Source organism: Pseudoclavibacter sp. VKM Ac-2867, assembly GCF_015351275.1.
Taxonomy (GTDB): domain Bacteria; phylum Actinomycetota; class Actinomycetes; order Actinomycetales; family Microbacteriaceae; genus Pseudoclavibacter.
This window is the reverse complement of record NZ_JADKSL010000002.1, coordinates 246,988-272,345: the sequence shown is the minus strand read 5'-3', so window position 1 is coordinate 272,345 and position 25,358 is coordinate 246,988. Positions and strand designations below refer to the sequence as shown.

The 25,358-nt window shown below is 67.5% G+C and carries 26 protein-coding genes; 7 read left to right on the top strand and 19 right to left on the bottom strand.

Annotated features, from left to right (window positions below; genetic code table 11):
* Positions 1–51 precede the first annotated feature (51 nt).
* From ITJ67_RS04310 to ITJ67_RS04300, 3 genes are all read right to left on the bottom strand, one after another.
* Entirely contained in the window at positions 52–831 is a 780-nt protein-coding gene (locus tag ITJ67_RS04310) for a hypothetical protein (RefSeq protein ID WP_194676863.1), read from the bottom strand.
* Between the two features lie 89 nt (positions 832–920).
* Entirely contained in the window at positions 921–1,271 is a 351-nt protein-coding gene (locus tag ITJ67_RS04305) for a hypothetical protein (protein WP_160074846.1), read from the bottom strand.
* A gap of 567 nt (positions 1,272–1,838) precedes the next feature.
* On the bottom strand, positions 1,839–2,525 hold the full coding sequence (locus ITJ67_RS04300) for a GntR family transcriptional regulator (RefSeq protein ID WP_194676891.1): 687 nt from the start codon (positions 2,523–2,525) through the stop codon (positions 1,839–1,841).
* A gap of 257 nt (positions 2,526–2,782) precedes the next feature.
* On the opposite strand from ITJ67_RS04300, the gene ITJ67_RS04295 reads away from it, so the two are divergent.
* The 3 genes from ITJ67_RS04295 (at position 2,783) to ITJ67_RS04285 (ending at position 6,566) form a co-directional block, all read left to right on the top strand.
* Positions 2,783–4,168 (top strand): APC family permease, encoded by a 1,386-nt coding sequence (locus tag ITJ67_RS04295; RefSeq protein ID WP_194676862.1) that lies wholly within the window; start codon positions 2,783–2,785, stop codon positions 4,166–4,168.
* 62 nt (positions 4,169–4,230) lie between these two features.
* A complete protein-coding gene (locus ITJ67_RS04290; protein ID WP_194676861.1) occupies positions 4,231–5,283 on the top strand; it encodes an amidohydrolase family protein in 1,053 nt (350 codons plus the stop codon).
* Entirely contained in the window at positions 5,280–6,566 is a 1,287-nt protein-coding gene (locus tag ITJ67_RS04285; protein WP_194676860.1) for an MFS transporter, read from the top strand. Before ITJ67_RS04290 ends, ITJ67_RS04285 begins: the two co-directional genes overlap by 4 nt.
* Here the strand turns inward: ITJ67_RS04285 and ITJ67_RS04280 are convergent.
* The 10 genes from ITJ67_RS04280 to ITJ67_RS04235 form a co-directional block, all read right to left on the bottom strand.
* Positions 6,480–7,235 carry an SDR family oxidoreductase gene (locus ITJ67_RS04280; protein ID WP_323741385.1) on the bottom strand — a complete coding sequence of 252 codons (756 nt, stop codon included), beginning with the start codon at positions 7,233–7,235 and terminating at the stop codon, positions 6,480–6,482. The two genes, ITJ67_RS04285 and ITJ67_RS04280, sit on opposite strands and share 87 nt — an antisense overlap.
* Positions 7,236–7,846: 611 nt before the next feature.
* Positions 7,847–9,061: an acetyl-CoA C-acetyltransferase gene (locus ITJ67_RS04275; RefSeq protein WP_160074792.1), complete on the bottom strand. Its 1,215-nt coding sequence runs from the start codon at positions 9,059–9,061 to the stop codon at positions 7,847–7,849.
* A complete protein-coding gene (locus ITJ67_RS04270; RefSeq protein ID WP_194676859.1) occupies positions 9,058–9,714 on the bottom strand; it encodes a CoA transferase subunit B in 657 nt (218 codons plus the stop codon). The genes ITJ67_RS04275 and ITJ67_RS04270 overlap by 4 nt, the downstream gene beginning before the upstream one ends.
* On the bottom strand, positions 9,714–10,529 hold the full coding sequence (locus ITJ67_RS04265) for a CoA transferase subunit A (RefSeq protein ID WP_194676858.1): 816 nt from the start codon (positions 10,527–10,529) through the stop codon (positions 9,714–9,716). The genes ITJ67_RS04270 and ITJ67_RS04265 overlap by 1 nt, the downstream gene beginning before the upstream one ends.
* Positions 10,522–11,778 carry a 4-carboxymuconolactone decarboxylase gene (pcaC, locus tag ITJ67_RS20190; protein ID WP_194676857.1) on the bottom strand — a complete coding sequence of 419 codons (1,257 nt, stop codon included), beginning with the start codon at positions 11,776–11,778 and terminating at the stop codon, positions 10,522–10,524. Before pcaC ends, ITJ67_RS04265 begins: the two co-directional genes overlap by 8 nt.
* Positions 11,775–13,004, bottom strand: coding sequence for a lyase family protein (locus ITJ67_RS04255; RefSeq protein WP_194676856.1), 1,230 nt, complete (start codon positions 13,002–13,004; stop codon positions 11,775–11,777). Before ITJ67_RS04255 ends, pcaC begins: the two co-directional genes overlap by 4 nt.
* Positions 13,005–13,006: 2 nt before the next feature.
* Positions 13,007–13,594, bottom strand: coding sequence for a protocatechuate 3,4-dioxygenase subunit alpha (gene pcaG, locus ITJ67_RS04250; RefSeq protein WP_194676855.1), 588 nt, complete (start codon positions 13,592–13,594; stop codon positions 13,007–13,009).
* A complete protein-coding gene (gene pcaH / locus ITJ67_RS04245; RefSeq protein WP_160074782.1) occupies positions 13,587–14,390 on the bottom strand; it encodes a protocatechuate 3,4-dioxygenase subunit beta in 804 nt (267 codons plus the stop codon). The genes pcaG and pcaH overlap by 8 nt, the downstream gene beginning before the upstream one ends.
* Entirely contained in the window at positions 14,387–15,661 is a 1,275-nt protein-coding gene (locus ITJ67_RS04240) for a 4-hydroxybenzoate 3-monooxygenase (protein WP_194676854.1), read from the bottom strand. The genes pcaH and ITJ67_RS04240 overlap by 4 nt, the downstream gene beginning before the upstream one ends.
* A gap of 417 nt (positions 15,662–16,078) precedes the next feature.
* Complete coding sequence (locus ITJ67_RS04235) at positions 16,079–17,053, bottom strand: NAD(P)-dependent alcohol dehydrogenase (RefSeq protein ID WP_194676889.1); 975 nt, start codon at positions 17,051–17,053, stop codon at positions 16,079–16,081.
* A 103-nt stretch (positions 17,054–17,156) separates the two neighbouring features.
* Between ITJ67_RS04235 and ITJ67_RS04230 the strand changes: the two genes are divergently transcribed.
* Positions 17,157–17,789, top strand: a complete 633-nt coding sequence (locus tag ITJ67_RS04230; protein WP_194676853.1) for a TetR/AcrR family transcriptional regulator — start codon at positions 17,157–17,159, stop codon at positions 17,787–17,789.
* A gap of 276 nt (positions 17,790–18,065) precedes the next feature.
* Positions 18,066–18,632 (top strand): recombinase family protein, encoded by a 567-nt coding sequence (locus tag ITJ67_RS04225; RefSeq protein WP_194676852.1) that lies wholly within the window; start codon positions 18,066–18,068, stop codon positions 18,630–18,632.
* Between the two features lie 269 nt (positions 18,633–18,901).
* Here the strand turns inward: ITJ67_RS04225 and ITJ67_RS04220 are convergent, their stop codons facing one another.
* Together ITJ67_RS04220 and ITJ67_RS04215 are read right to left on the bottom strand one after the other, a co-directional pair.
* A complete protein-coding gene (locus ITJ67_RS04220; protein ID WP_194676851.1) occupies positions 18,902–19,369 on the bottom strand; it encodes a hypothetical protein in 468 nt (155 codons plus the stop codon).
* A gap of 286 nt (positions 19,370–19,655) precedes the next feature.
* Positions 19,656–20,891: an MFS transporter gene (locus ITJ67_RS04215; protein ID WP_323741384.1), complete on the bottom strand. Its 1,236-nt coding sequence runs from the start codon at positions 20,889–20,891 to the stop codon at positions 19,656–19,658.
* Here ITJ67_RS04215 and ITJ67_RS04210 point away from each other — a divergent pair.
* Positions 20,882–21,541: a TetR/AcrR family transcriptional regulator gene (locus tag ITJ67_RS04210; RefSeq protein ID WP_323741383.1), complete on the top strand. Its 660-nt coding sequence runs from the start codon at positions 20,882–20,884 to the stop codon at positions 21,539–21,541. The two genes, ITJ67_RS04215 and ITJ67_RS04210, sit on opposite strands and share 10 nt — an antisense overlap.
* A gap of 34 nt (positions 21,542–21,575) precedes the next feature.
* Here ITJ67_RS04210 and ITJ67_RS19615 read toward each other — a convergent pair whose 3' ends face one another.
* Positions 21,576–22,085 (bottom strand): hypothetical protein, encoded by a 510-nt coding sequence (locus tag ITJ67_RS19615; RefSeq protein WP_416362303.1) that lies wholly within the window; start codon positions 22,083–22,085, stop codon positions 21,576–21,578.
* 97 nt (positions 22,086–22,182) lie between these two features.
* On the opposite strand from ITJ67_RS19615, the gene ITJ67_RS20410 reads away from it, so the two are divergent.
* Positions 22,183–22,248: a MerR family DNA-binding transcriptional regulator gene (locus ITJ67_RS20410; RefSeq protein WP_194676886.1), complete on the top strand. Its 66-nt coding sequence runs from the start codon at positions 22,183–22,185 to the stop codon at positions 22,246–22,248.
* Positions 22,249–22,687: 439 nt separating this feature from the next.
* Here ITJ67_RS20410 and ITJ67_RS04195 read toward each other — a convergent pair whose 3' ends face one another.
* The 3 genes from ITJ67_RS04195 to ITJ67_RS04185 form a co-directional block, all read right to left on the bottom strand.
* Positions 22,688–23,491, bottom strand: coding sequence for a sulfite exporter TauE/SafE family protein (locus ITJ67_RS04195; protein WP_194676849.1), 804 nt, complete (start codon positions 23,489–23,491; stop codon positions 22,688–22,690).
* 86 nt (positions 23,492–23,577) lie between these two features.
* Positions 23,578–25,026: a sodium:solute symporter family protein gene (locus tag ITJ67_RS04190; protein WP_194676848.1), complete on the bottom strand. Its 1,449-nt coding sequence runs from the start codon at positions 25,024–25,026 to the stop codon at positions 23,578–23,580.
* Positions 25,023–25,331, bottom strand: a complete 309-nt coding sequence (locus ITJ67_RS04185; RefSeq protein ID WP_179557730.1) for a hypothetical protein — start codon at positions 25,329–25,331, stop codon at positions 25,023–25,025. Before ITJ67_RS04185 ends, ITJ67_RS04190 begins: the two co-directional genes overlap by 4 nt.
* Between the last annotated feature and the right edge of the window lie 27 nt (positions 25,332–25,358).

The window sequence follows — 25,358 nt, the reverse complement described above, 5'->3', positions numbered from 1 at the left end:
TTCACGACGCTTCGGTGCGTTCGTGACATAAGTCAACCGCGTCCGGCGCCATCAGCCAAGCGGGGATCCGTTATCCAGGGCATCAGGGCTGGTGATGGGGCCGCTCACGTGCTCGATCCAGGGCCGAACGTCGACGATCCCCTCCGGCAGAAGATCTCTGGCGGCTTCGAAACCGTCTGGCAGCTGGGTCACCAGAGCGTGTGCGTAGCGTTCGCCTCGGTCGGTCGTTGCCTCCCCGATCTTCAGCACCTGATCAGCCGGCACCGAGTCGACAAGGGCTCGCGCGTCTTCGAGCTGCGCCTCATTCCACCGACTGGGGAAGACGACGACGGGGCCAGCCGGCCCCTGCGCCACGAGCGCCTCGACCCGCTCCGGCTCGGGTGAGGAGAGGACGTAGACCCGACCGTACTCGGCCAGAGCTATGTGAGTCATGGCGAGCACAGACGGATGCTTCCCCAACGTGGCGGCGAATGCCTCGAAGTCTGGATGCTCTTCGTGCGTGTGAACGAAAGCCTCCCGAACCCGCTGCGCAAGGACTCGGAGGGAGGCCACGGCGGGATCGACGGCAGCGTCCTCATCCCAGCGGGAAACCAGCAGAGCTTCTCCATCCCAAAAGCCCTCTACTTCCACGCACCCCTCAAGAAAGGCCAGTTCCGTCTTCGCGACCTCGTCGAGACGGAGTGGCAGGAAACGGTCATCCCAGACGAACACCTTCGATGGCCGGAACGGAGTGAGATACGACGCTGCGCGCGCCGGGTCGAACACGAGCCACCCACGCGCACGGAACCTGCCGCCAGTCGCCAGCCCTGCGTACGCGCTCATGTCAGCCATGCCGGTCCACGGTAGCTCGGGAATCCGCCCCGAACACCGTCTCGCGTTGAACTTCGAGACAGGATTCGACGACTCGTCAATCTGTGGCCTTAGACATCAGCCTGCGCTCGTCGATCAAGCGCCGCCGCACGAACACGTGCCGGATGCCCGATTGAGATGAGGATCTTTCGAGCCGGAGACTCCCCGGCCAGCAGGGGGCTGTCCCTATATCCCCAAATATTCCGGATGGAACCGACGAGCACGCTCACGGTCACCAAAATCGGAATCACCAACGGCACATCAAGACCCAAACTGTCGTAGAGGAACCCGAACGAGATATTGGCAGCAATGAAACCGACTGTCGAGAGTCGTTCTTCTACATTCACCATCAGACCAAGCCCAACGGCGGCAAGGAGTACGCCGATGTAGGCGGCGGCATTACTCGAAAGAAAATCGATCACCCTTGAGATTCCTTTCTGAGAGCTTCGACTCGAACCTCGTGAATTGGACCCGAACTGGCAACGAGGCTTCAGAATGGATGTAGGCGACGGAAACACCACGAGCCCGGCCGTGACCACGCTCGCCGAGGCAGCCCACGACTGAAGCCACGTCCGCTACACGACTTGTGGGCACCTCGGGAACAAGAGCCGAGACGAGGGCACCTCCGACCCGTCGCGACAGGAATCCGCGAGGGGTGAAAGCCGTATTCCAATGCAACATTCTCCCTAATTTCGTCCCCGCCGCGGAACGCAGCGAAGAGCAACTTAGCAGACAAAATCACCTCAGAAATCTCCCGACTCAATTGAGGAACACTTCTGGCACAGCCGCAGCCGAACTCACGCAAGTCCTATATCCCCTATTTCGAGAGATTCTGACTTATTTCACGTGCGATTGGTGGGTAGAGGGTAGGGGGACGAGCCCGCACGGAATCGTGCACCACCTCGTCACCAGACGCCTCGCACTCGGACGCGCACGTCCGCTGACGCCTGGCAACCGTGCAGGTGCCCGAAGCTCGAGCCTCGAGCCCGCTAGGCAGGCAGGACCGGCGCGGCGAGCAGCGGCAGGGTCTCCGCCCGACTGCGCTCGACGTGTGCGAGCGCGAGCGCGGCCGCTCGTTCGACTTGGCCGCGCACGATCGCGTCGCAGAGGTCGCGATGCTCACGGTGGACGTCGTCGTCGTCGCGTTCGCTGGCGATGTGGAAGAGCCGCTTGACTCGCCCCTGCACGGGGAGGAGCAGGTCCCGAAGGAGACGACTGCCCGCGAGCGCGACGACGGCATCGTGGAAGTCAGAGGTGGCGTCGGCGATCCTCGACTCGTCCGAGGAATCGACGGCAGCGTCTGCGGTTGCGAGGGCCGCCAGGAGCCCCTCCCCCGACTCCCCTCCGGCGCATCGTGCGGCGGCGAGGCGCGCGGCTAGCACCTCGAGGGAAGCGCGGACGTCGAACAGCTCGATCACGTCGGCGAGCTCCATGGGCGCCACCACGGCACCGCGACGCGGCAGCGTGTGAATGTACCCCTCAGCCTCGAGCCTGGGCAGCGCCTCTCGGATCGGGATGCGCGAGACGCCGAGCGCCTCGGCAACCTCGCGCTCACGCACCCGACTGCCTGTAGGGAATCTGCCGTCGATGATGCGATCGCGCACCCACTCGTACACCCGCTCACCATGAGAGATCGAGACCCCCGAGGGCTCCCCCGTCACGTTCGGACTCGTCATCGCCACGAACATCCCCTCCTCGATCCACTGACTGGCTACGTTACGCACCCCACAGCGGCGGGGATGCTCCTGCATCCGCGGCCGGTCCGACGAGTACCGCATCTTCACGCTTTTAGTATGCCAAAGCTTAGACTCAGGCCACCGGGGTGCGGAAACTCTGTGCGAACAACTTCCCGTTTGCCAAGTTTTGGCATACCATCGCTCCTGTTCGGGCTCAGCCCGACATCGGTGCATCCCCCACGCAAAGGAGCCTGAGCATGACCGATACCGTCACACCAGTCGAGGAAGCGCGGCCGCGCACCCTCAAGCGCGCCCTCGGGCTGCCCGCCCTCATCGGGTACGGACTCGCCTCCATGGGCGTGCTCTCGGTCGTCTCCGTCTACGGCCCGGCCACCGAGCTCAGCGACGGGCACCTCCCCGCCGCGTACGTCGCGGCGATCATCATCATGCTGTTCACCGCGCACAGCTACGGACGCATGGCCGCGCACGTGCCGATCACGGGCGGCGCCTACGCCTACGTGACGCGCGGCTTCGGACCTGCGGTCGGCTTCGTCACCGGCTGGGTGATGCTGCTCGACTACCTGTTCCTGCCGATGGTGAACTTCCTGCTCTTCGGCCTCTACTTCAACAGCCTGTTCACCGCGGTGCCGGCCTGGGTCGGCACGCTCGTGTGCATCCTGATCGTCGCCCTGTTCAGCATCATCGGCGTCAAGTGGTTCAAGCGCATGAACTTCGTCGTGATCATCGCGTCGGTGCTCGTGATCGTCGTCTTCCTCGTCCTGGCGGTGCTCAACGCCCCAGATCTGACCTTGGCATCGCTGACCGGTCCGCTCTCGATCGGCGAAGGCGGGCTCGCGCCGATCCTCGCGGCGGCGGCGATCGTGGCGTTCGCCTTCCTCGGGTTCGACGGGGTCTCGACGCTCGCCGAGGAGACGCACGATCCGCGTCGCAAGGTGCCGAAGGGCATCGTGCTCGCGACGCTGTTCGCGGGCCTCGGCTACCTGGCCTTCTCGATCGCCGGCAGTCTCATCGCCCCCGACTGGACGCAGCTCGACAACCTCGACGCGGCCGGCACGGAGCTCATGCAACAGGCGGGCGGTGACGTGCTGATGGTCGTGTTCGTGATCGTGAACACCGTCGGCATCGTGCTCTGCGGCACGGCGGCGCAGATGAGCGTCAGTCGGGTGCTGTTCGCGATGGGCCGCGACGGCATCCTGCCCCCGGTGCTCGCGAAGCTGCACCGACGCTTCCGCACGCCGTACGTGGCGGCCATCGTCGTCTCCGTCATCGCCCTGGTCGCGCTCTTCGTCACCCTCGACCAGGCCGTCTACATGATCAACTTCGGCGCACTCGTGGCGTTCGCCATGGTGAACCTCGCCACCGCCAAGGTGCTCTTCTTCGACCTCCGCCTGCGCAGCGGATGGGGACTGCTGCGGCACCTCATCATGCCGATCATCGGGTTCGTCTCCGTCGCCTGGCTGTGGACCTCGCTGGCTCCGTTCACGTTCGTGCTTGGCACGGCGTGGCTCATCATCGGCGTCATCGTGTACCTCGTTCGCCGCAAGCGCCGGGGTGGACCCCTCGCGCTCCGGCTCGACGGCTCATCGACGGAGGCCATGCCCACGATCCCCTACCAGCAGTGACCCGGCCCGCAGCAGGCCAGGGCAGTCCGGGAGCTCACGACCATCCCGGGGAAAGCAGCACCATGACCGATTCCACGCCCCCGCAGACACTGCGCACGCCCGGGCTCGTCGACGCGCACATCCACCCCGACAAGACCTCGTGGGGTCGGCCCTGGCAGTCGCGTCGACCTGCGGCGACGCTCGCCGAGCTGATCGAGAACGACCGCGCGACGCAGGCGGCCTACGACACGAGCGTCGAGGAGCGCGCGTTCGGCCTGTTCTCGCAGGCGCTCGCCAACGGCACGTTCGGGATGCGCGCGCACGTCGACGTCTCCTCGGAGCTGGGCATCGGCAACGTGGAGGGGGTGCGTGCCGCCGCCGAGCGCCTCGCCGGCGACCTGACGGTGCAGATCGTCGCGTTCCCCCAGTTCGGGCTCCTCTCTAACCCGGGCACCCTGGAGGCGATGGCGGCATCGCTGCAGTCGGGCGCGGACCTCGTCGGGGGCATCGACCCCGCGGGGCTGGAAGGCGACCTGCACGGGCATCTCGACGCGATCTTCGGGCTCGCCGATCGCGCCGGACGCGAGCTGGACATCCACCTGCACGACGGTGGCGAGGAGGGCTTGGCGCAGATCCGGGAGATCGCGCGGCGCACGATCGCCGGCGGCCGGCAGGGCGGCGTGACCATCGGCCACGCCTTCGCGCTCTGCGATCCCGCACTCGCGTCGCTCGGCGAGACACTCGATCTCGTCGCCGAAGCGGGCCTCTGGATCGCGGTGTGCGCGCTCGGCCCCGACCCGGTGCCCGACCTCGACCGCTTCGAAGCCCATGGCGTGCGGGCGGTTGCCGGCTCCGATGGGGTGCGCGATGCGTGGAGCCCGTTCGGCACGGGCAGCATGGTCGACCGCGCGCACCTCCTCGCCTACCGCACCGGTGCGATGACCGACGAGGAGCTTGAGCGGGCGTTCCGCATCGCCTCCATCTCGGGCGGCGAGATGATGGGCCTCGCGAGCGTCGCGGAGTGGAATGAGCGCAGTGGCACCCGACTCGAGTTCGCTGCCGAGAATCTCGCTCAGCTCGTCGTCGACCGACCGGCTCCCCTTCGCGTCATCCGCGACGGCCGGGTGCTGCGGTGAGCGCTCAGCGCCGACAGGGCGTCGCGGCCGGCATCCTCGTCATCGCCGTCGGGCTGAGCGTCAGGTTCCCGATCACGAACACCTCGGCGCTGCTCGGAGAGATCGGGACCGGCTACTCGCTCTCGCCGTCGGCGCTCGCCGTCCTCAGCTCGATCCCAGTGCTCCTCTTCGCGCTCGCCGCGCCCCTCGCCCCGCTGCTCGTCGGCCGGATCGGGCTGCCCAGATCGATCGCGCTGCTCCTCGCGGTGCTCGCGTGCGCGACCCTGCTGCGACCGCTCGGACCCGCGCCGCTGTTCGTGTCGACCGTCCTCATCGGCGCCTCCATCGCGATCCTCGGCATCCTGGCCCCGCAGATCATCCGGAGCGCGCTCGCCACGCGCGGCGGGTTCTGGACGGGCGTCTACACGGCATCGTTCGGCGTCAGCGCCGCCACCGGCGCAGCATTCTCGGTGCCGCTGTTCCACGCCCTGGGCGATGACGTCGGCCCGGCGCTCGCAGCGTGGGGAGTCCCTCTCCTCATCGCTCTCGCGTTCGCCCTGGCCTTCGGTCGCCGCATCGCGACCCGCGGCGCTGGGCCACGGCCGGCGGCGGCTGGCGAGCGCCAGCCGATCCTGCGCGCCCGCGGGCTCTGGCCTGTGACGGGGTTCTTCGCCTGCCAGGCGCTCCTCTACTTCTCCATGACCGCGTGGCTCCCCACGATCGCGATGGACCGCGGGGCCACCCCGGCGGCGGCCGGACTGCTGCTCGCGTGGATGAGCGTCGCCGGGCTCCCGGCGGCCCTGTTCGCGCCCATGCTCGCATCCCGAGCCGGCTGGCGCACGCCGATGCTCGTCGTCACCGCGCTGCTCGGCGCCGCGAGCCTGCTGGGCCTCGCGATCGCACCCCTCGAGGCGATGACCGTGGTCGTCGCGGTGCTCGGCGTCGCCCTGAGCTCGGCGTTCGGGATCTCCGTCGCGCTCATCGTGCTCACCGCACCGAGCGGCGCATCCACTGCCGCGTTCTCGGCCGTGGTCCAGGGCCTCGGCTACGGGGCCGCGGCGGCCGGCCCCCTGCTTTCCGGCCTGCTAGCCGGAGCGGGCATCGGCTGGCCGGTCATCATCGGCGGCCTCGCGGCCGTAGGGCTGCTCGAGCTCGGGTTCGGCGTCGCGAGCTCCCGGGCGTCCCTCGCCGTGCAGCGCACGGGAGAGCCGTCCGCCTCAGCTGATCGCGCGGGCGATCGGGAGGCCGACGCCGTGCGAGGTGAGGCCGCCGTCGATCGCGAGCTCGGCGCCCGTCACGAATGAGGTCTCGGGCGAGAGCAGGCTCGCGATGACGTCGGCGACCTCACCCGGCGATCCCGTCCGGCCGAGCGGTGTCAGCTCGACGTTGATGTCGCGGAACGCCGCCGAGGCGCTCGCCGTCATGGGCGTCTCGATGTACCCGGGATGCACGATGTTCACGCGGATCCCCCGCGGCCCCAGCTCCATCGCCGCGGTCTTCGTGATGCCTCGCAGCGCCCATTTGCTTGCCGCGTACGCCACCGCGTAGTGGGCCGTGACCGCTGCCGCGGAACCCACGTTGACGATGGATGCGCCGCTCGCCATGAGCGGGGCGAGTGCCTGGATTCCGAGTGCGGGGCCCGTCGCGTTGACCGCGAAGGCCAGCTCGAAGTCCTCCGCAGTCGCTGCCTCGAGCCGGGCGCGCCTCGTTATGCCGGCCGCGTTCACGAGGCCCGCGAGCGCGCCGTCGGTCGCGGCGAGCTCGGCGAGCGACGCCCAGCCCTCCGGGTCGCGCACATCGAGGACAACGCGTCGCACGTTCGACTGCTGGCCGGCATCCGCGGGCCATGCCAGGTCGACGGCAATGACCGGGACGTCGCCCTCGAGGAGCCGCTCGACGACGGCCGCGCCGATGCCGGAAGCGGCCCCCGTCACGACGACGGCTGCGGCGAACGCACTGGTGGTCTCAGGCACGGGGCTCCTCTCGGCGCGCGGCTCTGCGCATCCACCTCAACTCAAGCAGGGAGCGCGGCAGGCGGACAGCGGCAATCGCTGATCCGGCCCATCCGCTCCCTGGATGCGACGGCGGCGGCAAGCACCGGGCCCGCTTCGGGCTGAGCGCCAACCTCGGGCTGGCCGAGCAGTCTCGGGCTGGAGAAATCACTTCGTTCTGGAGACGTTCCCAGAACGAAGTGACTTTTCCATCCCGAGACAGAAGTGGGAGCGGGGGAGGAGGCACGGAGTCGAGGTGGAGAGTCGAGGTGGAGGTGGAGAGTCGAGGTCGAAATCAGACGGAGGGAGAGGCCTGCTGCAATAGGCGTACTGCAGGGTTGGCGAGCCCCTGAAACAAGACCCCCCTGGGACCGCCCCCCTCCCCCGTACGAGCCTCCCCAATCTCGGGATGGGGAAATCACTTCGTGCTGGAGACGTTCCCAGAACGAAGTGACTTTTCCATCCCGAGAGGTGGGTGGGGGCCAGGTCGGCAAGGCGGGGCCAGGCCAGGTCGGCAGGGCAGGGCAGGGCAGGCCAGGGCAGGGCAGGGCAGGGCGGCAGAGCGGCGCCCCGCCAGTGCCCGCCCAGCGCCGCTACACGCGCTCGAAGACGGCGGCGAGGGCTTGGCCTCCGCCGATGCACATGGTCTCGAGGGCGAGGCTGGCGTCGAGGGCGGGCAGCTCGTTCGCGAGGGTCGCGAGCATGCGGATTCCGGTGGCGCCGATGGGGTGGCCGATGGAGATGCCGGAGCCGCGCGGGTTGAGGCGCGGGTCTTCGGCGTCGATGCCCCAGTCGGCGAGGCACGCGAGCACCTGCACGGCGAAGGCCTCGTTAAGTTCGATCACGTCGAGGTCCGCCAGGCCGATGCCGGCACGCGAGAGGGCAAGCGAGGTCGCCGGCACCGGCGCGACGCCGAACAGGCGCGGGTCGTTGCCCGCTACAGCCCACGAAACCAGCCGAACCGAAGGCGTGAGGCCGAGCGCAGCCGCCCGCTCTGGGGTCGTCACGATGCAGGCGGCGGCCGCGTCGTTCTGTCCGCTCGAGTTGCCGGCCGTCACGGTGGATGCTGGGTCCTTCTTCCCGAGGATCGGCCGCAGGCGGGCGAGGGCCTCGAGCGACGAGTCGGCGCGCGGATGCTCGTCCCGGTCGACGAGCACGTCGCCCTTGCGGCCTGGCACGGTGACGGGCACGAGCTCGGCGTCGAACGCGCCGGATTCCTGCGCGGCGACGGCGCGCTGGTGCGACTGCAGGGCGAAGCGGTCCTGTGCCTCACGGCTGATGCCGTACTCGGAACGCAGTAGCTCGGCGCTGCCCACGTTGCCGTCGGGGCTCGGGTAGTTGACGCCGCCGACGGTCTCCCGGCCGCGGGCCAGAGCGTCGTGGAGCATGAGGCCGGCGGGCGGGGTGCCGCGGCGTCCCTGCTCCGTATAGAGGGGAGCGTTCGACATCGACTCTGCGCCGAGGGCGACGACCACGTCGGCGACCCCCGTCTGCACCTCCATCGCCGCATTCATGACGGCCTGCAGCCCCGAGCCGCACCGGCGGTCGAGCTGGTACCCCGTCGTGGTGATGGGGAAGCCCGCATCCAGTGCCGCCACCCGCCCGAAGGCCGGCGACTCCATGGAGGGGTACCCCTGCGCGCCGATGACGGAGTCGACGGCGGTGACGTCGAGCCCGCTGCGCGCGACGAGCGCCTCGAGCACGGTGACGCCGAGCGCCCGCGCATCGAGCGGGGCGAGCGAGCCGCCGAGCCGCCCGACGGGCGTGCGGAGCGGTGAGCAGATGACCACTTCGCGGAGCTCGGTCATGCCGAGACCTCCTGCAGCGAATCGGCGACCGTGAAGGCGGCCCCGGTTGCATCCCGAACCTCGTCGACCGTCACGCCGGGCGCGAGCTCGACGAGCACGAGTCCGGAGTCCGTCACGTCGAGGACGGCCAGGTCGGTGATGATGCGGTCGATGCAGCCCTTGCCGGTGAGGGGCAGAGTGCACTGCTCGACGATCTTCGGCGAGCCGTCCTTCGCGACGTGCTCCATGACGACGAGCACGTGCTCGGCGCCGTTGACGAGGTCCATGGCCCCGCCCATGCCCTTGACCATCTTGCCGGGCACGGCCCAGTTGGCGATGTCGCCCTGGGCGGAGACCTGCATGGCACCGAGGACGGCGTTGGTGACGCGGCCGCCTCGGATCATGCCGAAGCTCGCGGCCGAGTCGAAGAAGGACGCGCCGGGCAGCACGGTGACGGTCTCCTTGCCGGCGTTGATGAGCTTCGGGTCTGCCTCTCCCTCCCACGGGTACGGGCCGACGCCGAGGATGCCGTTCTCGGAGTGCAGCACCACCTCGATGCCGTCGTCGATGTAGTTCGGGATGAGCGTCGGCAGCCCGATGCCGAGGTTCACGTACGAGCCGTCCCTGAGTTCCTTGGCGGCGCGGGCGGCCATCTCGTTCCTGGTCAGCGGCATCAGGCGTGTCCCCTCGAGTCGGTGGATGCGGTCGTTGCGGCGGCTTCGCGCGGCCGGACGGTGGTCTTCTCGATGGGCAGCTCACCGGACTGCTCCGGCGTGAGCACGACGACCCGGTCGACGTAGATGCCGGGCAGGTGGATCTCGTCGGGGTCGAGCTCGCCTGGCTCGACGAGTCGGTCGACCTCGGCGATCGTGATGCGCCCGGCCATGCCGGCGAGGGGGTTGAAGTTGCGGGTCGACTTCTCGAAGCGCAGGTTGCCGTGGCGGTCGCCGACGGCGGCTCGCACGAGCCCGAAGTCGGTGCTGATGGCGGTCTCGAGCACGTACTCCTTGGCGGCCCCGAACACGTCGAAGGGGCGCTGCTCCTTGGGGTCGCTGACGAGGTCGACGGTGCCGTCGGAGTTGTAGCGGATGGGCATCCCGCCCTCGGAGACCATGGTGCCGGCTCCGGTCGCCGTGTAGAAGGCGGGGACCCCGACGCCGCCAGCGCGCAGGCGCTCGGCGAGGGTGCCCTGCGGGGTGAGCTCGACCTCGATCTCGCCGGACAGGTACTGGCGCGCGAACTCCTTGTTCTCGCCGATGTAGCTCGCGATGACGCGGCGGATGCGCCCTTCGGAGAGCAGCTCGCCGAGGCCCCAGCCGTCGACGCCGCAGTTGTTGGAGACGACCTCGAGGCCGTCGACGCCGAGCGCCTGGATGGCGCGGATGAGGGTGATGGGCACGCCGGACAGGCCGAATCCCCCGACCGCGAGCGATGCACCCGCCGGGATGTCGGCGACGGCGTCGGCCGCCGAAGCGTAGGTCTTATCCACGTTCTGCTCCTTCGTTGGGGCTGGATTCTGGGGATTCTGCGGTGTCTGCGGTACTGGCGGCGTCGAGGTCCGCGAAGACCTCCTTGGCGATGCCGAGGGCTCCGTTGGCGGGAGGCAGCCCGGCGTAGAGCGCGGTGTGCAGGATGACTTCGGCGATCTCGGCGCGCGTGAGGCCGTTGGTGAGGGCGGCGCGCACGTGCATCCGGATCTCTGCCTCGTGCGATCCGGTGACGAGGCTCGCGAGCGTCGCGATGGACCGCTCGCGGCGGGACAGCTCGTCGCGCGCCCAGATCTCGCCCCACGCGTAGCGGGTGATGAAGTCCTGGAACGGCGCGGTCTCTGCAGTCGTTCCGGCAACGGCGCGGTCGACGTGCGCGTCACCGAGCACCTCGCGGCGCACGCGCATGCCCTGCTCGTGCGCGCTCGTCGCGCCGGGCTGCGCCGGCGACGCTGATGCGCGCAGGTGCGTCGTGAGGAGGCGGGCCGCGGCGTCCGGGTCTTCGAGCGCGGCGAGGTGGGCGGTGCCGGCGATGGTCGAGTGGTAGCCGTTCGGGATGCGCTCGGTGAGCGTCTGCATGGCTTCCGGTGTCGTGACGGCGTCGTGTTCGCCGCTCACGACGAGCACGGGTGCGCGGAGCGAGCCGAGCGATGCGGTGCGGTCGAAGGCGGCGAGCGCCTCGTTGCAGCGTGCGTAGGACTCGTCGTCGATGTCGATGAGCGTCGAGAGTGATCGCGCGGCGGGAGAGAGCGGGTGCTGTTCGAGGAAGCCGGGCGCGAACCACCGTTCGGCGCTGCCCGTGACGAGCGACGCAGTGCCGGATGCGCGCACCGCGGCGGCCCGCTGCTCCCATCCCTCGGTGGTGCCGATCTTGGAGTCGGTGCAGAAGAGCGCGAGGCTCTTGACGCGTTCGGGGTGCGCGAGGGCCAGCTCAAGGGCGATGGCCCCGCCGAGGGAGAGCCCCGCGAGGTGGAATGCGCCGCCGCCGGCTTCTTCGACGACCCCGAGCACCGCATCCGCGAGCTCGGCGATCGTGAATGGCTCGGCGACGGCGGGGCTGGAGCCGTGGCCGGGGAGGTCGACGCGCAGGATGCGGAGCGTGCTGCCGGGCGACGAGGCGCGCAGAGCTTCGACGGTGCCGTCCCAGAGCGCCATCGTGGTGCCAAGCGATGGGAGCAGCACCAGCAGTTCGTTCTGGGCTGCGGGCTGCGTGCCGGGGGCGAAGGCGCCCCTGAGCCGTGGGATCGTCATGCCGTCTCCTCGCTGTTCGTGCTGTCGCCTGCGTCGCTGTTGGCGTGGCTGCCGCCGCCCAAGCCGGTGTCGGTGTCGCTTTCTGTGTCGCGATCCTGGCTGGCGTCCTGGTAGAGGAACCGGCTGATGGCGGCGTTCACGACGCGGTTCGCGGCCTGCAGCGTGACCTGGTCGGCGCCCGCGACGGCGGAGTCGGCGAGGTGATGCCGCGCCGTCTCCCGCTCGACGGTGACGCGGTCGAGGGAAGCAGCGAGGCGTCGCGCAGACACGCTGGCGAGCTCGAGGAGGCGGCGCAGCGCATCCCATTCGGCGTGCCATTCGCCGGCCGGCCGTTCGTCCTGGGAGATGGCGGCCGCGGCGACGGTCGCGAGGAGGCCGGGCGCCTGGAGGGCGTTCGAGACGACGACGATGGGGGCGACAGGGTTCTGCTTGTGGGGCATCGCCGATGAGGCGCCGCCGCCGGCGAGCGACAGTTCGCCGACGCGTTCGCCGGAGGAGGTGACGAGGTCGCGTCCGATGCGCCCGAGGGCTGTGCACACGGCCGTCGCGGCACTCGCGACGGCGAGCACCGGGGTGCGCTCGGCGTGCCAGGAGCGGCGGGGGTCGTCGAGGCCGAGGCCCGCAGCGAGGTGCGCCCGCAGGATGCTCGTGGTCTGCGCGCCAGACCCGAGCCGGTCGGCTGCCTCACCGGTTCCGACGGCACCGCCGAACTGCACGGGGTAGTCGAGGGCGTCGATGGCCGCGATGGCGGAGGTGACGCCGTCGAGCCAGCCCGCGAACTGCACGCCGAGTGTGCTCGCGGCGGCCTGCCGGCCCAGCGTGTAGGCGACGCGGGGTGAGCGGCGTTCGGCGTCGGCGAGGCCTTGGAGGCGGGTGCCGGTCGCGGCGAGGTCGGCGCGCACGGCGGCGAGCGCGTCGCGCGCGTGCAGCATGCTGGCGGAGTCGACGATGTCCTGGCTCGTCGCGCCGGCGTGCAGGCGCGGGGCCTCGACGCCGGCGGTCGCGAGGGAGGCGCGCAGCTGGCGCACGAGCTCCGGAACCATCACGCCGTCCGACTCGAGGCCGTCGCGCAGCGCGTCGGCATCGAGGTCGGCGGTCTCGACGGCTCGTGCGGATGCGGTGGCGTCCTTCGTCTCGAGCGCCGCCCACGCGAGCAGCAGCTCGGCCTCGACGCGGAGCATGCCGCGCACGAGCGAGCCCTGTTCGTCCCCACCTTCCCGGCGCACGGTCACAGCTCCTGGCCGAAGTCGAAGAAGACCGTCTCGCCGTCGCCCTGGAGGCGGATGTCGAAGCGGTAACTGCCGTGTGCATCCGGGGTCGCGATAAGGGTGGCGCGGCGCTCGGGGGCCAGGCCGGCGAGCACGGCGTCTGCCTCGTTCTCTGCGGGCTGATCGCCGAAGTAGGCGCGCGTGAAGAGGTGGTGGAGGAGGCCCCGCGCGAAGATCGTGACGAGCAGGTAGGGGGCGGCTCCCGCATCCCGTCGCCCTGGCTTGATGGTCGTGAACGAGTAGTGGCCGTCGCGGTCGGCCGGTGCGCGGCCGAAGCCCGTGAACGTGTAGCCGTCGCGTTCGAGGCTGCCGCGCTGCGCGACCGGCTGGCCGTCGGCGTCGAGCCCCCACAGCTCGAGAATGGCATCCGGAACCGTCTCGCCTGCACCGTCGGTGACGGTGCCGTGGAGGCGGATCGCGTCCGGGCGCCAGGGGGCGGCGATCTCGCCGCCGCGCTCGTAGGGCAGGGCGTAGCCGTAGAAGGGGCCGACGGTCTGCGACGGCGTCTGGCCGAGCGGTACCGCCTCAGTGGTGGTGGGTTCAGGCATGGTCGGTGTCCTCCGGTTCCATCCACGTGGACTTCGAGCCGGTGAGCACGATGTCCCACTTGTAGCCGATCGCCCACTCGTGCTCGCTGACATCGTGGTCGTAGTTCGCGACGAGTCTTGCGCGTGCGGCTGGGTCGACGATGGACTGGTAGATGGGGTCGAGCGCGAAGAGCGGGTCGCCGGGGAAGTACATCTGCGTGATGAGGCGCTGCGTGAACTGCGTGCCGAACAGCGAGAAGTGGATGTGCGCGGGGCGCCACGCGTTGCGGTGGTTCTTCCACGGGTAGGCACCCGGCTTGATGGTGGTGAGCCGGTACTCGCCGTCGTCGCCCGTGATGATGCGGCCGACGCCCGTGAAGTTCGGGTCGAGCGGGGCGGGGTGCTGGTCGCGCTTGTGCACGTAGCGTCCGGCGGCGTTCGCCTGCCAGATCTCGACGAGCTGGCCACGCACGGGGCGGCCTTCGCCGTCGAGGATGCGGCCGGAGACGATGATGCGCTCGCCGATGGGTTCGCCGTTGTGCTGGATCGTGAGGTCTGATTCCTCAGCGGCGACGTCGGTGTGTCCGAACGCGGGAGAGACGAGTTCGATCTCCTCGGGGTCGGCGCGCACGAGCTCGTGCGTGGGGTGGCGCAGTGCGACGGAGCGGTAGGGCGCGAAGTCGCGCAGCGGGTGGCTGCGGGTGTCGTCGGCGTGCGCGGTGTGCATGTCGGCGATCTGCTGCGAGATGTGCGCCTGGGTGACCAGCGAGTCGACGGGGCCGTCGAGCTGCTCTGGCTGTTCCTGCGGGGCGCTCATCGTGCATCCACGAACGGGAGGCCGGCGTACTGCTCGGCGAGGCTGACCTGGGCGGCGTGCGAGGAGGTGACGTAGCGGATCTGCCCGAGCTGGCGTTGGAAGTCGAAGGCGCTCTGCTCGGCGGATCCGTCGGCGGGGTGCACGTGGAGCATGTCGGTCATCCACTGCGAGAAGTGCTGCACCTTCCACTGCCGGTCGAGTGCTTTGTCGCTGTACTGCTCGAGGCCCGTGTCGTCGCCCGCGTAGTGGGCTTGGAGGGCTTCTGCGAGGAGGGCGACGTCGGCGATGGCCGAGTTGAGGCCTTTCGCGCCGGTCGGGGGCACGATGTGGCCGGCGTCGCCGACGAGGTAGAGGCGCCCGTAGTTGAGGGTGGAGACGACGAAGCTGCGCATGGGCAGGATCGACTTCTCGGTGATGGGGCCTTCGGTGAGGGTCCAGCCCTCGGTGCCGAGGCGCGTCTGGAGGGCTTCCCAGATGCGCTCATCGCTCCAGTTGGCGATGTCGTCGTCGGGGCTGACCTGCAGGTAGAGGCGCGAGACGGTGGTGGAGCGCATGGAGTGCATGGCGAAGCCGTCGCGGTGGAGCGCGTAGATGAGGTCGTCGGTGGAGGGGGCGACGTCGGCGAGGATGCCGAGCCACGCGAAGTCGTAGACGCGTTCGGCGACCTCGAGGGTGCCTTCGGGGAAGGTGCGGCGGCAGACGCCGTGGTAGCCGTCGGCGCCGATGATGTAGTCGCAGTCGAGGGTGATGCGCTCGCCGTTCGGGGCCGTGTAGGCGACGGATGCGCGCTCCCCGTCGATCTGCGCCGATTCAATCTTGGTCGGCTGAACGTCGGTGGCTTCGAAGATGAGCTGCGAGCTGAGCCGCTCGTGTTCGGCGACGAGGTGGTGGACGAGCGCCTGCTGGCCGTAGACGGTGACGGTGCGGCCGGTGAGTTCGGCAAAGTCGATGTGGTGGCGTTCGCCCTCGTGCTGCAGGTAGATGCCGTGGTGGGTGAGGCCGTTGGTCTTGAGGTCGGCGTCGAGGCCGTACTTGCCGAGGAGGTCGACGGAGTCCTGTTCGAGCACGCCGGCGCGGATGCGCCCGAGCACGTAGTCCTTGTCGCGCGCCTCGAGGATGCGGTAGTCGATTCCCGCCTGGCCGAGGATGTGGCCGAGCAGCAGGCCAGCGGGCCCTGCTCCGATGATCGCCACCTGCGTGGACTGGCGTACGCCCGTCGCGGTGCTCTCGCCTGCCTCGGTGCTCTGACCGTGGCTCTCGTCGCTCGTCATCGAACGCCTCTCGTCGTTGGGAAGGATGAGACGAGTGTGCGGGGCGGGTGGATGCAGTGGGCGGGGGCTTCCGCTGAGTGGAAGGTTTCGAAAATTTATTCGGCGCGCTGTGATGGCCGGGCCAGCGCGCCTGGTATGCGGACTTAGAGTTGTCGCAAAACCGACGGCGGCTACACGAGTCCGTTGATGAAGTTGTGACACATGGTTTTGAGAATCGCGTAGGGCGACCCCATGAGGGAAGCTTGTCAATCGCAGAGCCAAGTGGCCGTGTTTTCGCGGTGCTATCTGCCACCGCTGCTGCACGTAAGCCGGCCCCCCAATGTGCACTCGAATGATCAGGGCGAGCATCAGGTTGTGGATCGCATCGCTTGGTGGCGTGCTGCTGCGAGCGTTCAGTGGCGTCGGAGCTTGCGCGGCTCAGGCGGAGGTCGTGATGACGAGCTTGCCCTGAACCCCCCGGGCTTCGAGCGCGGTGTGAGCTTCGGCGGCGCGAGACAACGAGAATGTCCTGTCTAGCACGGGCCGGAGCTCGCCCCGCTCGACTCGAGTGGTGAGGAGTTCGAGGTCGAGCCGACCAGGGTTGCCGCGGAAGAAACGGATGCGCCTGGAACCGAAGACCCCGCTGGCGGCGATCGCGAGTAGGCCCCGCATCGGGGCGTCCGCGTCGACCGCGATCGAGACCATCCTGCCCCCTGGCGCCAAAAGACGCCGGAAGGAGAAGAGACTGCTCCCGTGCGCATCGAAGACAATGTCGAACGCGCCTAGCTGTGCTGGCGATGTTGCCCGGTAGTCGATCACCGCGTCAGCTCCCAGGTTGCGGACGAACTCCGAGCTCGACGCGCTGGCGAGTGCCGTCACTGTAGCTCCGAGAGACTTCGCGAGCTGCACTGCCACGCTCCCGACACCACCCGCCGCACCGCGCACGAGCACCCGCTCGCCGGGTTGCACCTTGGCGTGATGGACTAGAGCAGTGTGGGCAGTCGTGCCGCCCGCGATGAGTGTCACAGCCTCCTCCGCAGTCAGGTTGCTGGGCGCCCGGGCGATCTGGGTTGCAGGTGTGCTCACCCATTCGGCAAGCGAGCGAGGTCCTCGTCGTGGGTCCACAGCCCCCCACACTCGGTCGCCGATCGATAGACCGTCAAGATCGGCAGCCGCATCGGCCTCGACCAGGGTTCCGACGAAGTCGATACCGAGCTGCTTGGGAAAGCGTCGGCCGGTGGCGAGCGCAAGCTTGCCCGACCTGAGCATCAGGTCGGCACCATTGACCGATGTGGCATCGACTCGCACGACGACATCGCCCGCTCGCGCCACTGGCATCGCTACATGTCTTTCGTGCAACACCTCCGGGCCGCCGTAGCGGTCGAACACGACTGCGCGCATGCTCTTTTCCATCTGGTTCTCCTCATAGCACCCATAAGTGGTGGGGCTTCTCCACTTAGGGCACGGTAGCATAAAGTGGCAATCGCTCACCACTTACTAGCAGCGGGCCGCTGACATGGATCGCGACGAGGAGAGAGGGCGGGGCATGGCACATGCGCCTCGCCGCCTGCGGGCGGATGCAACACGAAACCGGGCACTGATCCTCACCGCTGCGCGCGAGGCGTTCGGCGAGGACGGACTCCACGTTTCCATGGCTGAGATCGCGCGTAGGGCGGGGGTCGGATTCGCGACGGCGCAACGCCGTTTCCCCACAAAGGCGGACCTCATCCGCGAGATTGTTGCCGAGGAGCTCGCCGAGCTACGCGATACTGCAACCGATCCCGATTCGGCAATCCACCCGTGGGAGGTGTTCACCGAGGCGATTCGCGCGTGCGCGGCGCACCAGGCCACGCAGCCCGGACTTGCAGGCGCGATCGCCGACGCGGTGAGCGAAGCGGCCCATACAGATGCCACCGGAGGTATCAGCTCGATCTTCGCCGCCGTCACGCAGCACGCACCCGGCTCCGGTGTCCTGAGTTTGGACATAACCCTGGATGACGTCTTGGCGATCTTGTACGGAAACGCCGGGGTGATTGCTCACTCGCCGGGTTCGGAACAACCTGCATCTGCTCGCTACGTCGAAGTGGCGCTGCGGGGTATCCGTTCCGCACCGACGCAGGGCGTGACGCCACGGGTGGTGCCGTCGTAGACAAGCGCTCAGCTTGAACGCGTCCAGCCCCCCCCACCCCAGAGGTCGTCGATGCCGCCAGCGAAGCCCTCCTCGTCGGCCACTGAGCGGTCCCAGAAGCACGCGATCAAGCGATGCGATCCGTACCCTTCCGCGAATGGTCCATCGCAAGCGTTGCCTCAGGAACGAACGTTCATGAGACGGTTGCCGGTCTTGCGACTGTAATCGGCGATTCGTGTCTCATGGCCCATGTCCGCGATCTATGTAACGGGTGCGGCGTTCGCGTTACAGTGAGGCATGGCATTAGTCGGGTACGCGCGCGTTTCGACTCGGGATCAGCATCCCGAGGGGCAGACCGACGTGCTCGAGGCGGCCGGCTGCGAGAAGATCTTCGTCGAGCATGCATCGGGGACGCTCGCGAAGCGGCCGGCGTTGACGGACGCGCTGTCGTATCTGCGGGACGGTGACACGCTCGTGGTAACGAAGCTCGATCGGCTCGGCCGGTCGGTGCGGAACCTCAAGCAGGTCGCTGATGAGCTGCAGCAGCGCGGCATTGGATTGAAGGCCCTGTCTCAGGGGATCGATACGACGACTCCCGGTGGTCGGTTGTTCTTCCATATGCTCGCGGCGATCGCGGAGTTCGAGCATGACCTCATCGTGGAGCGCACCCACGACGGTCTCGCGGCAGCTCGCGCTCGTGGGCGTAAGGGTGGGCCGAAGTTCAAGATGACGCCCACGAAGGTCCGGCAGGCCCGGGCCATGTACGACGAGGGTGGGCACACGGTCCAAGAGATCGCGGACACGTTTGGGGTGTCCCGGCCGACGATCTACCGGCATCTGGGCGATCATCTCGAGCGCGGCTGATCGAGCATTCCGAGCGCATCTCTGCGGACGGGGCATGCGGCTGAGCTCGTGGGCCGCCGCTACGGCGGTGCCCTCACGAGAGCGTGGAGCACCCAGGTCGGCGCCAGTGTCGCCGTTGGCGCCCTGCGACGGTGGGTGGCACGAGAAGCACCGTTATCGGTCGGTGATCAACGCGACCGTCACGACGAATACCTCAGCGAACTCCAGACGACCACTCCCCCACCCGGGTGTCTCACCAGGTTCGACGCGAAACCCTAGAGTTCTGAGAATCAGAGGACCCAGGGGTCGGCTGGATGTATTCGCTCGTCGACGAGCGTGATGATCCACCCGGTCAGATTCTCGTCACCTTCGTGCGCTTGGAGAGTGTCGGGCCCGTACCAGCCAGTCGCACCTGCCGGAGGGTCGTGCTTCGCCAGTTCGCGTTGCTCGTGTTCTCGTTGAGGGTTTCGCGTGTTCCGTGTTGTAAGAACTTCCTCGAGATGTGATGATCCGGGTTCCGGGCGAAGGATCTGCTCTCGAGCGCCTGTCAGGGCGAGTCTGACGTAGACAGCGCTTATCGATGCAACGGTTCCAAGGATCGACCATGGCGACGTACTGCGTAGCGGAGCGTACTGGTCGAAGTGCCAACAGATTTCGTCGAGTTCGTTGCCGTAGTACTGCCAGGTCGCCTTCTCGGCTAGGCGTTCGATTCTGTCGCCAACTGCGATTATCTCGCCGTCTTCTTCGAGTTCTGTCACGCTGCACGCCACTCGGATCATGAGAACAGGGTCCCACGTCAGCTGTCAGATCGGCCGGTCAAGGCATCGCCCCTCCTCGGTCGAGGTCTCGGGCGGAGATACCTGCCAGTGAGACATAGCAAAACCCACGGGATACGAGACGCTCGGTCGTGTCGCAGAGCGGCACCTGGCGGGCATCCCAATAACTTTGCAGGCGCTGCGACGCGGCAAAGGTCGAGGCGTACTTTGGCCGAGCGCCTTGCGGACATGTGCGTCGTGTGGCGTGGCTTGGTGAACCACTGATCGGTTAGCGCGAAACTGGCTGTGGCTGGGAGGCGCTGGCGCCATCCGGAACCACCGCAGCCTGACGACGGGCCCTGACGAGACCAGCCACGATCGCGATCACAACCAAGGCGACATCCAGCGCCCCGTACACGACCGCGGTGGGTTCGAGACCGAAGCGCTCGACGGCGAGGCCCGCCACCAGCGCCGGGACGCTGAAAGCGATATAGCTGACGATGTACATCGTCGAGAAAACTTGTCCACGCTCCGCATCCGGAGCTGCCTCACCCAGCGCGCCGACGGCGAGGCGGAAGGTCGCACCGAAACCGAGACCCGCGATCGCCGAACCGGCGATATACAGCGGCGTATCGGCCATGACGAGTGCCGCGATCGTGATCAGCACCCCGAGAATCAGTGCTCCGTAGCCGAACAGTGTGCCCAGGCGCGGGGGGAGAAATGCCGAGATAGCCGTGCCGACCGTACCGGCGACGAAGAAGACCCCGAGCACGAGGCCGATGGTGAAGTGGCTCTGCACGCCGAGTACGGTGCCGAGGATTGACGACCCGAGTGACAGGCAAAGGCCGCCTAGGGCCCAGGTCGCGGCGATCGACGGGACAAGGGCGAAGAAGATGCTTCTTGCGGCGGGAGGAAGCCCGATGCTCGGCAGGAGCGACCGCCAGATCGAGCGGGGTGTGGGGCTGTCTGGCCGGACGCGTTCTGGAACCAGCCAGATGAGAGCGGCGATGACCAGATAGCTGACAGCCAGGATCCAGAACACCAGCTGCCGAGGGAAGGGCGCGAATTCGACTAACGCGCCGGCGAGCACGGCTCCGAACGCGATTCCCAATGACGGGACCGCGCTGCTGACCAGCGAACCGGAGCGGGCGCTCGGCGCTTTGTCGATGATCATCGCCGTGAAGGTGCCGGTGGCGGCGCCGACCGCGAAGCCCTGCACGAGTCGCGCCGCTACCAGAGCGCCCGTACTGTCGGCCGTTGCGAAGAGAACCATGCCGAGGGTCAGCAGAACAAGAGAGGCCGACGCCACGGGGCGACGCCCGATCCGGTCGCTCAGCGAACCGACCGTGAGCAGAGCGACGAGCAACGCGACGACGTAGGCCGCGAAGATGACCGTCAAGGTGAACGATGAGAAGCCCCAGAGCTGCTGGTAGACGGGGTAGAGCGGAGACGGAGCCGATGCTGCGGTCAGCGTCGCCGCACCGGCGAGGCCAGCGAGCGCAAATGAGATGGGGCGTGAGAGCACGATACCTCCGTCGTAAAGCAACGATCTTTGCTTTAAACATAGGCGTCGGTGTTGGTTATAGCAAATTTCTTTGCGATAATCTGATCATGTCATCTGTTGCAGCGTCGACCCGGCCCGGTGGCCGGAGCGCGAGAGTTCTCAACGCGATCTACACCGCCGTCGGCGAGCTCGTCGGTGAAAGAACAGAGAGGATCACCTTTCCGCTCATCGCCGAGCGCGCAGGAGTCAACCCGACCACGCTGTATCGCCGATGGGACGACGTCGACGCTCTGCTCGAAGAGGTCTCCGTCGCGGCGCTGACGCGAGAGGGTGACCAGATTCCCGACACAGGCGCCCTCGAGACGGATCTCACGGAGTGGGCACTCATCATCACCAAGGACATCGCACGGCCACACCGCACACGGTATCTGCGAGCGATGGTGGCAGCGCGCGCTGAGATCGTCTCGAGTTGCCCCGTGATGGAGCGGCGGCGCGACCAGGCAGCGGAGATGGTGCGTCGGGCATCAGGGCGTGGACAAGCAGCGCCGACCGTCGGGCAGATCCTTGACCACATCGTCGCACCGCTCTATCACCATGTCGTCTTCGCCCTTCCTGTCGACGAGGAATATGCGCGGCTCCTCGTTCGCGACGTGCTCTTGATGGTGCGCTGAGTCCGAGTCGGGGTTGCCTAGCTTTTCCCAGTGGTCATGCCTCCGCCTCAGCGTCGGCGCCTGAGATGCCGTCGTGAGACGCCGCGAAACCCATGGGTCTCGCAATGCCGCCTCTGTTGCGGAGCGACTTCGATTCGCGGTCCGGAAGCGGTTGTTCAGGCAGTCGGTCGGACGCGCCGCCCGCCAGGCCGGCGAACACGATCACGTAGTCGATGCACGGCGTGAGCAGCACCAGCAGCACTCCGAACAGCAACGCGGGCTCGTCCGCCACGAACCTCGACAGTCCAAAGGCGACGAGTGGCACGATCACGAAGTTCACGACCCCCACGGCCCCGAGGAAGCAGCCATCGCGAAGTGACCTCCCGATGGCAGCGAACGGGACGCCCAGGAACGTCGCGAACAGCAGCAGCGCGAGCACCGGTTCGATCGCGAGTTCGAGATGGTGCACCCCGGGCACGAGGAGGCCGAGCGCGCCGCCAGCGGCGATTGCCGCGAGGTACAAGGCGATCTGGCGGCGCTCCAGGACTGCGACGAGGCGCGTCACGAGACGGGGTTCGAGGTGAAGTTGATGGGCACGGCTTGACGGTAAACGTTCGTCCCGCTCGAAGGTCAAGCCCGTTCCGCGCTCGTAAGCTCCCGGCATGCGTATCTCTGAGGTCAGCAGGCGGAGCGGGATCAGCGCGACCGCGCTGCGCTACTACGAGTAGCATCGGCCTCGTCACACCCCACCGCTCCAGCAACGGCTACCGGGACTACGACGCCGCCACCCTGCACCGACTCGATCTCATCGAAGCGAGCAAAGAGCTCGGACTCCCCCCTCGCTGACATCAGCAGACACCTCGCTTCCCTGGAGGTCGACTCCTGCACCGACGTGCGCGAGCAGCTTCGGCCACTCCTCGCTGAACGTGTACGACAGATCGATGAGAAACGGGCACGGCTGGACGAGCTCCGAGAACGACTCACGGCTGCAAATCACGGCCTTGCCGACTGTCCTGACCGCGACGACAGGTGCTCCACGGAGTGCATCTTCCGCACTTACAACGAGAGGGCTGGAATCTGCTCCACCGTCCCGGAGCGAGACGTCTCAAGTTCATGGGTTTCCGGATGGCCCGCTTGGGGCAGGCAAGTGCTTTCTATGGATTCTGGTTATTGAGCCTGGGGGCGGTCGTCTCTTCGCTGCTCACGTCGAAGTCCGCTCCAGGCCATCTGCACGCAGATGGCGGCGAGGAGCACGGAGAAGGCGATGTTTGCGATGAAGGGTGAGAGTGTCGCGGCCAGGATCGCTCCGAAGGGTGACGCGGCGCTGGCAGCGATGCCAAGTGCCGCCGCCGCCCGCAGATCGACGTTCTTGCGCATCGTGTTCCCGATCGTGCCGGAGACAGCGCCCGGGATCATCATGAACAATGAAGCGCCTTTCGCGGTGAGATCGCTGGCCGCGAAAGCGAGCATCAGGATCGGGACGACAACTACCCCGCCGCCGACGCCCAGCAGGCCAGAGAGAACGCCGGCGAAGGCGCCGGTAACTATGAGCAGCACCACAGCCAAGAGGTCGAGGTGGATCTCGGTGCCGCGATTCGGAATGACGAACCACAAGCTCACTGCCACGACAGCAAGGAAAATGATGAACGACCAGGTAAGGGCCCGCGTCGGAAGCCTGCTCAGCAGGTAGCTTCCGAGTTGCGCGCCCACCGCAGCGCCGACAGCGAGGCAGAGCGCCATGCCTAGGTCGAGTTGCCCTTGAGCTGCGTAGCTCACGCTTCCGACCACGGCCGTTGGCAAGATGGCTGCCACCGATGTGCCCGCTGCGCGGCGTCGATCAAAGTGCAGGAGGGCGACGAGTGCGGGTACGAGGATGATCCCCCCTCCCACGCCGAAGGTGCCCGAAAGCACCCCGGTGAGGAGACCGAGGCAGCACAAGATGAGGATGCCCGGGCGTGGCTCATGGGACATGACGGAGGTGTCGCCTTCCTGCCAAGAGGCGGCGGTCGGGCCGCAGCCGCGGCGGTTTCCCCATCCGCGGCTGCAACCTCGTCGAACTAGTGGGTTGTCGCCTGCAGGTGCGCAGCGGGTTCGATGGCAACCTGTGTCACATCTCCGCCACCGCGGGCACGCCTGACGGCCTCGGCAATTACGAGCACGAGCAGGTTCGGAGCAAGGGCGATGAGACCAGAGTCCCAGCTTCCGAGGGGAATCTCCGCGAAGGTGATCACCGCGACCGTGAGGGAGCCGGTGATGATGCTGAGCCCAACGGGCCACGCACCAACTCTCACTCGCCTCGCCAACGCGATGGCGACCGCGGGGGCGAACTGCGTCGTGCAACCGTAGGTCAGCAGGAGGAGGGCACCGATGTCAGAACGAACGAGACCGAAGGCCAGCGCCAAGCCAATCGCGACGACGATCACCAGGTAGTTCACTGTCATCTGTCGTGCGGGGCGCAGCGTGCCGATGACGTTGCGGGTGATGAGCGTGGATATGCCCATGACGATCGCGGAAGCGGGAACCATGGCGGCTGATGCACCTGCGATCGCGACGACACCGACAAGCCAGTCAGGAAGGATCTCGCCGGACATCGTCAGCAGCACAGTGTTTCCGGTCGTCCCCTCCGGCAGCACGAGGACTGCTGCGAGCCCGACGGTGATCGGCAGGAACAGGACAAGCTGGTAGATCGGCAGCCATTTCGCGTTGCTGCGCAGAACTTCCCCGCTCTTGGCAGCGAGAACGGGCGGCCACAGGTGAGGAAGCGTGTTGAAGCTGGATCCGATCACCGTGACAAGCGTCGCGGTGACGAAGAACACCGGGTCGTACCCGTCCACCTGCATCGTGAGGAGCGTTGGGGCTTCTGTAGCAATTCTCGCGAAGATGCCCGGGATCCCGTTGAAGGAGATCGCGAGGCCCGTCGCGATGACGACCATAGCCACGACCATCAGGATGTCCTTCAGGATTGCGACGCGAGCGATGCCCTTGATCCCTGACCAGGCGACGAAGATGGCGACGAGGATGCTCGCGATCACCATGCTGAGCCCGCGCGCACTCGTGCTTCCGGTTGCGAGCTCGACGATGAGGCCGAGACCGGTGATCTGCAGTTGCAGGTACGGGATGAGGGCGAGTGCTCCGATGAGCGCGACAACCCGGCCAAGCCAGCGGCTCCGGAATCGATCCTCGAAGAAATCACCCATGGTGAGGTAGCCGCGGCGCTGACCGAGCTCACGAATTCTGGGCGTGACGAAGTACAGACCGAGCCAGGAGATGGTCAGGTACGCGATCGCGAACGTCGAACTGACTCCACCCGCGAAGGCGATCCCCGCCAAGCCCAGGTAGCTGAAGGTCGTCAGCGATTCCCCGGCTTGAAGGAACCACGATGTCCACTTCGGGTTGCTTCGCTCGCCGACTGTCCAATTGCTCATGCTCTTCTGACGGCGACGGCTGGCGAGGCCGAGGCCACCGATGGCGATGATCCCACCGATGATCATGACGGTGACGATCATCGGACCCCCTCCGCTTCCTCGGCGGCGATGCGGGTGGCTCGAATCTGTTCGATCTGCTGGGTGGCGAAGCGGTCTGCTTCTTGGGCATCCGCTTCCGCTCCGCCAGCCCGCTTGTACAGCACTTCTACGATCTGCAGGGCGGCAACCGAGAGGAGCACCATCAACGCACTCCAGACGAGCACAGCAGGCAGCCCGAACCACAGGGTCGGCTCGACGGCGAATGGAAGGAAGGGTATTGCGAAGAACCCGAGGGCTGGAACGCTGACGATCGCGAACCTCCCGGGAGTGAAAAGTCTTGGGGTCATGATGCTCCTTGCAGCCTCGGTGATGCG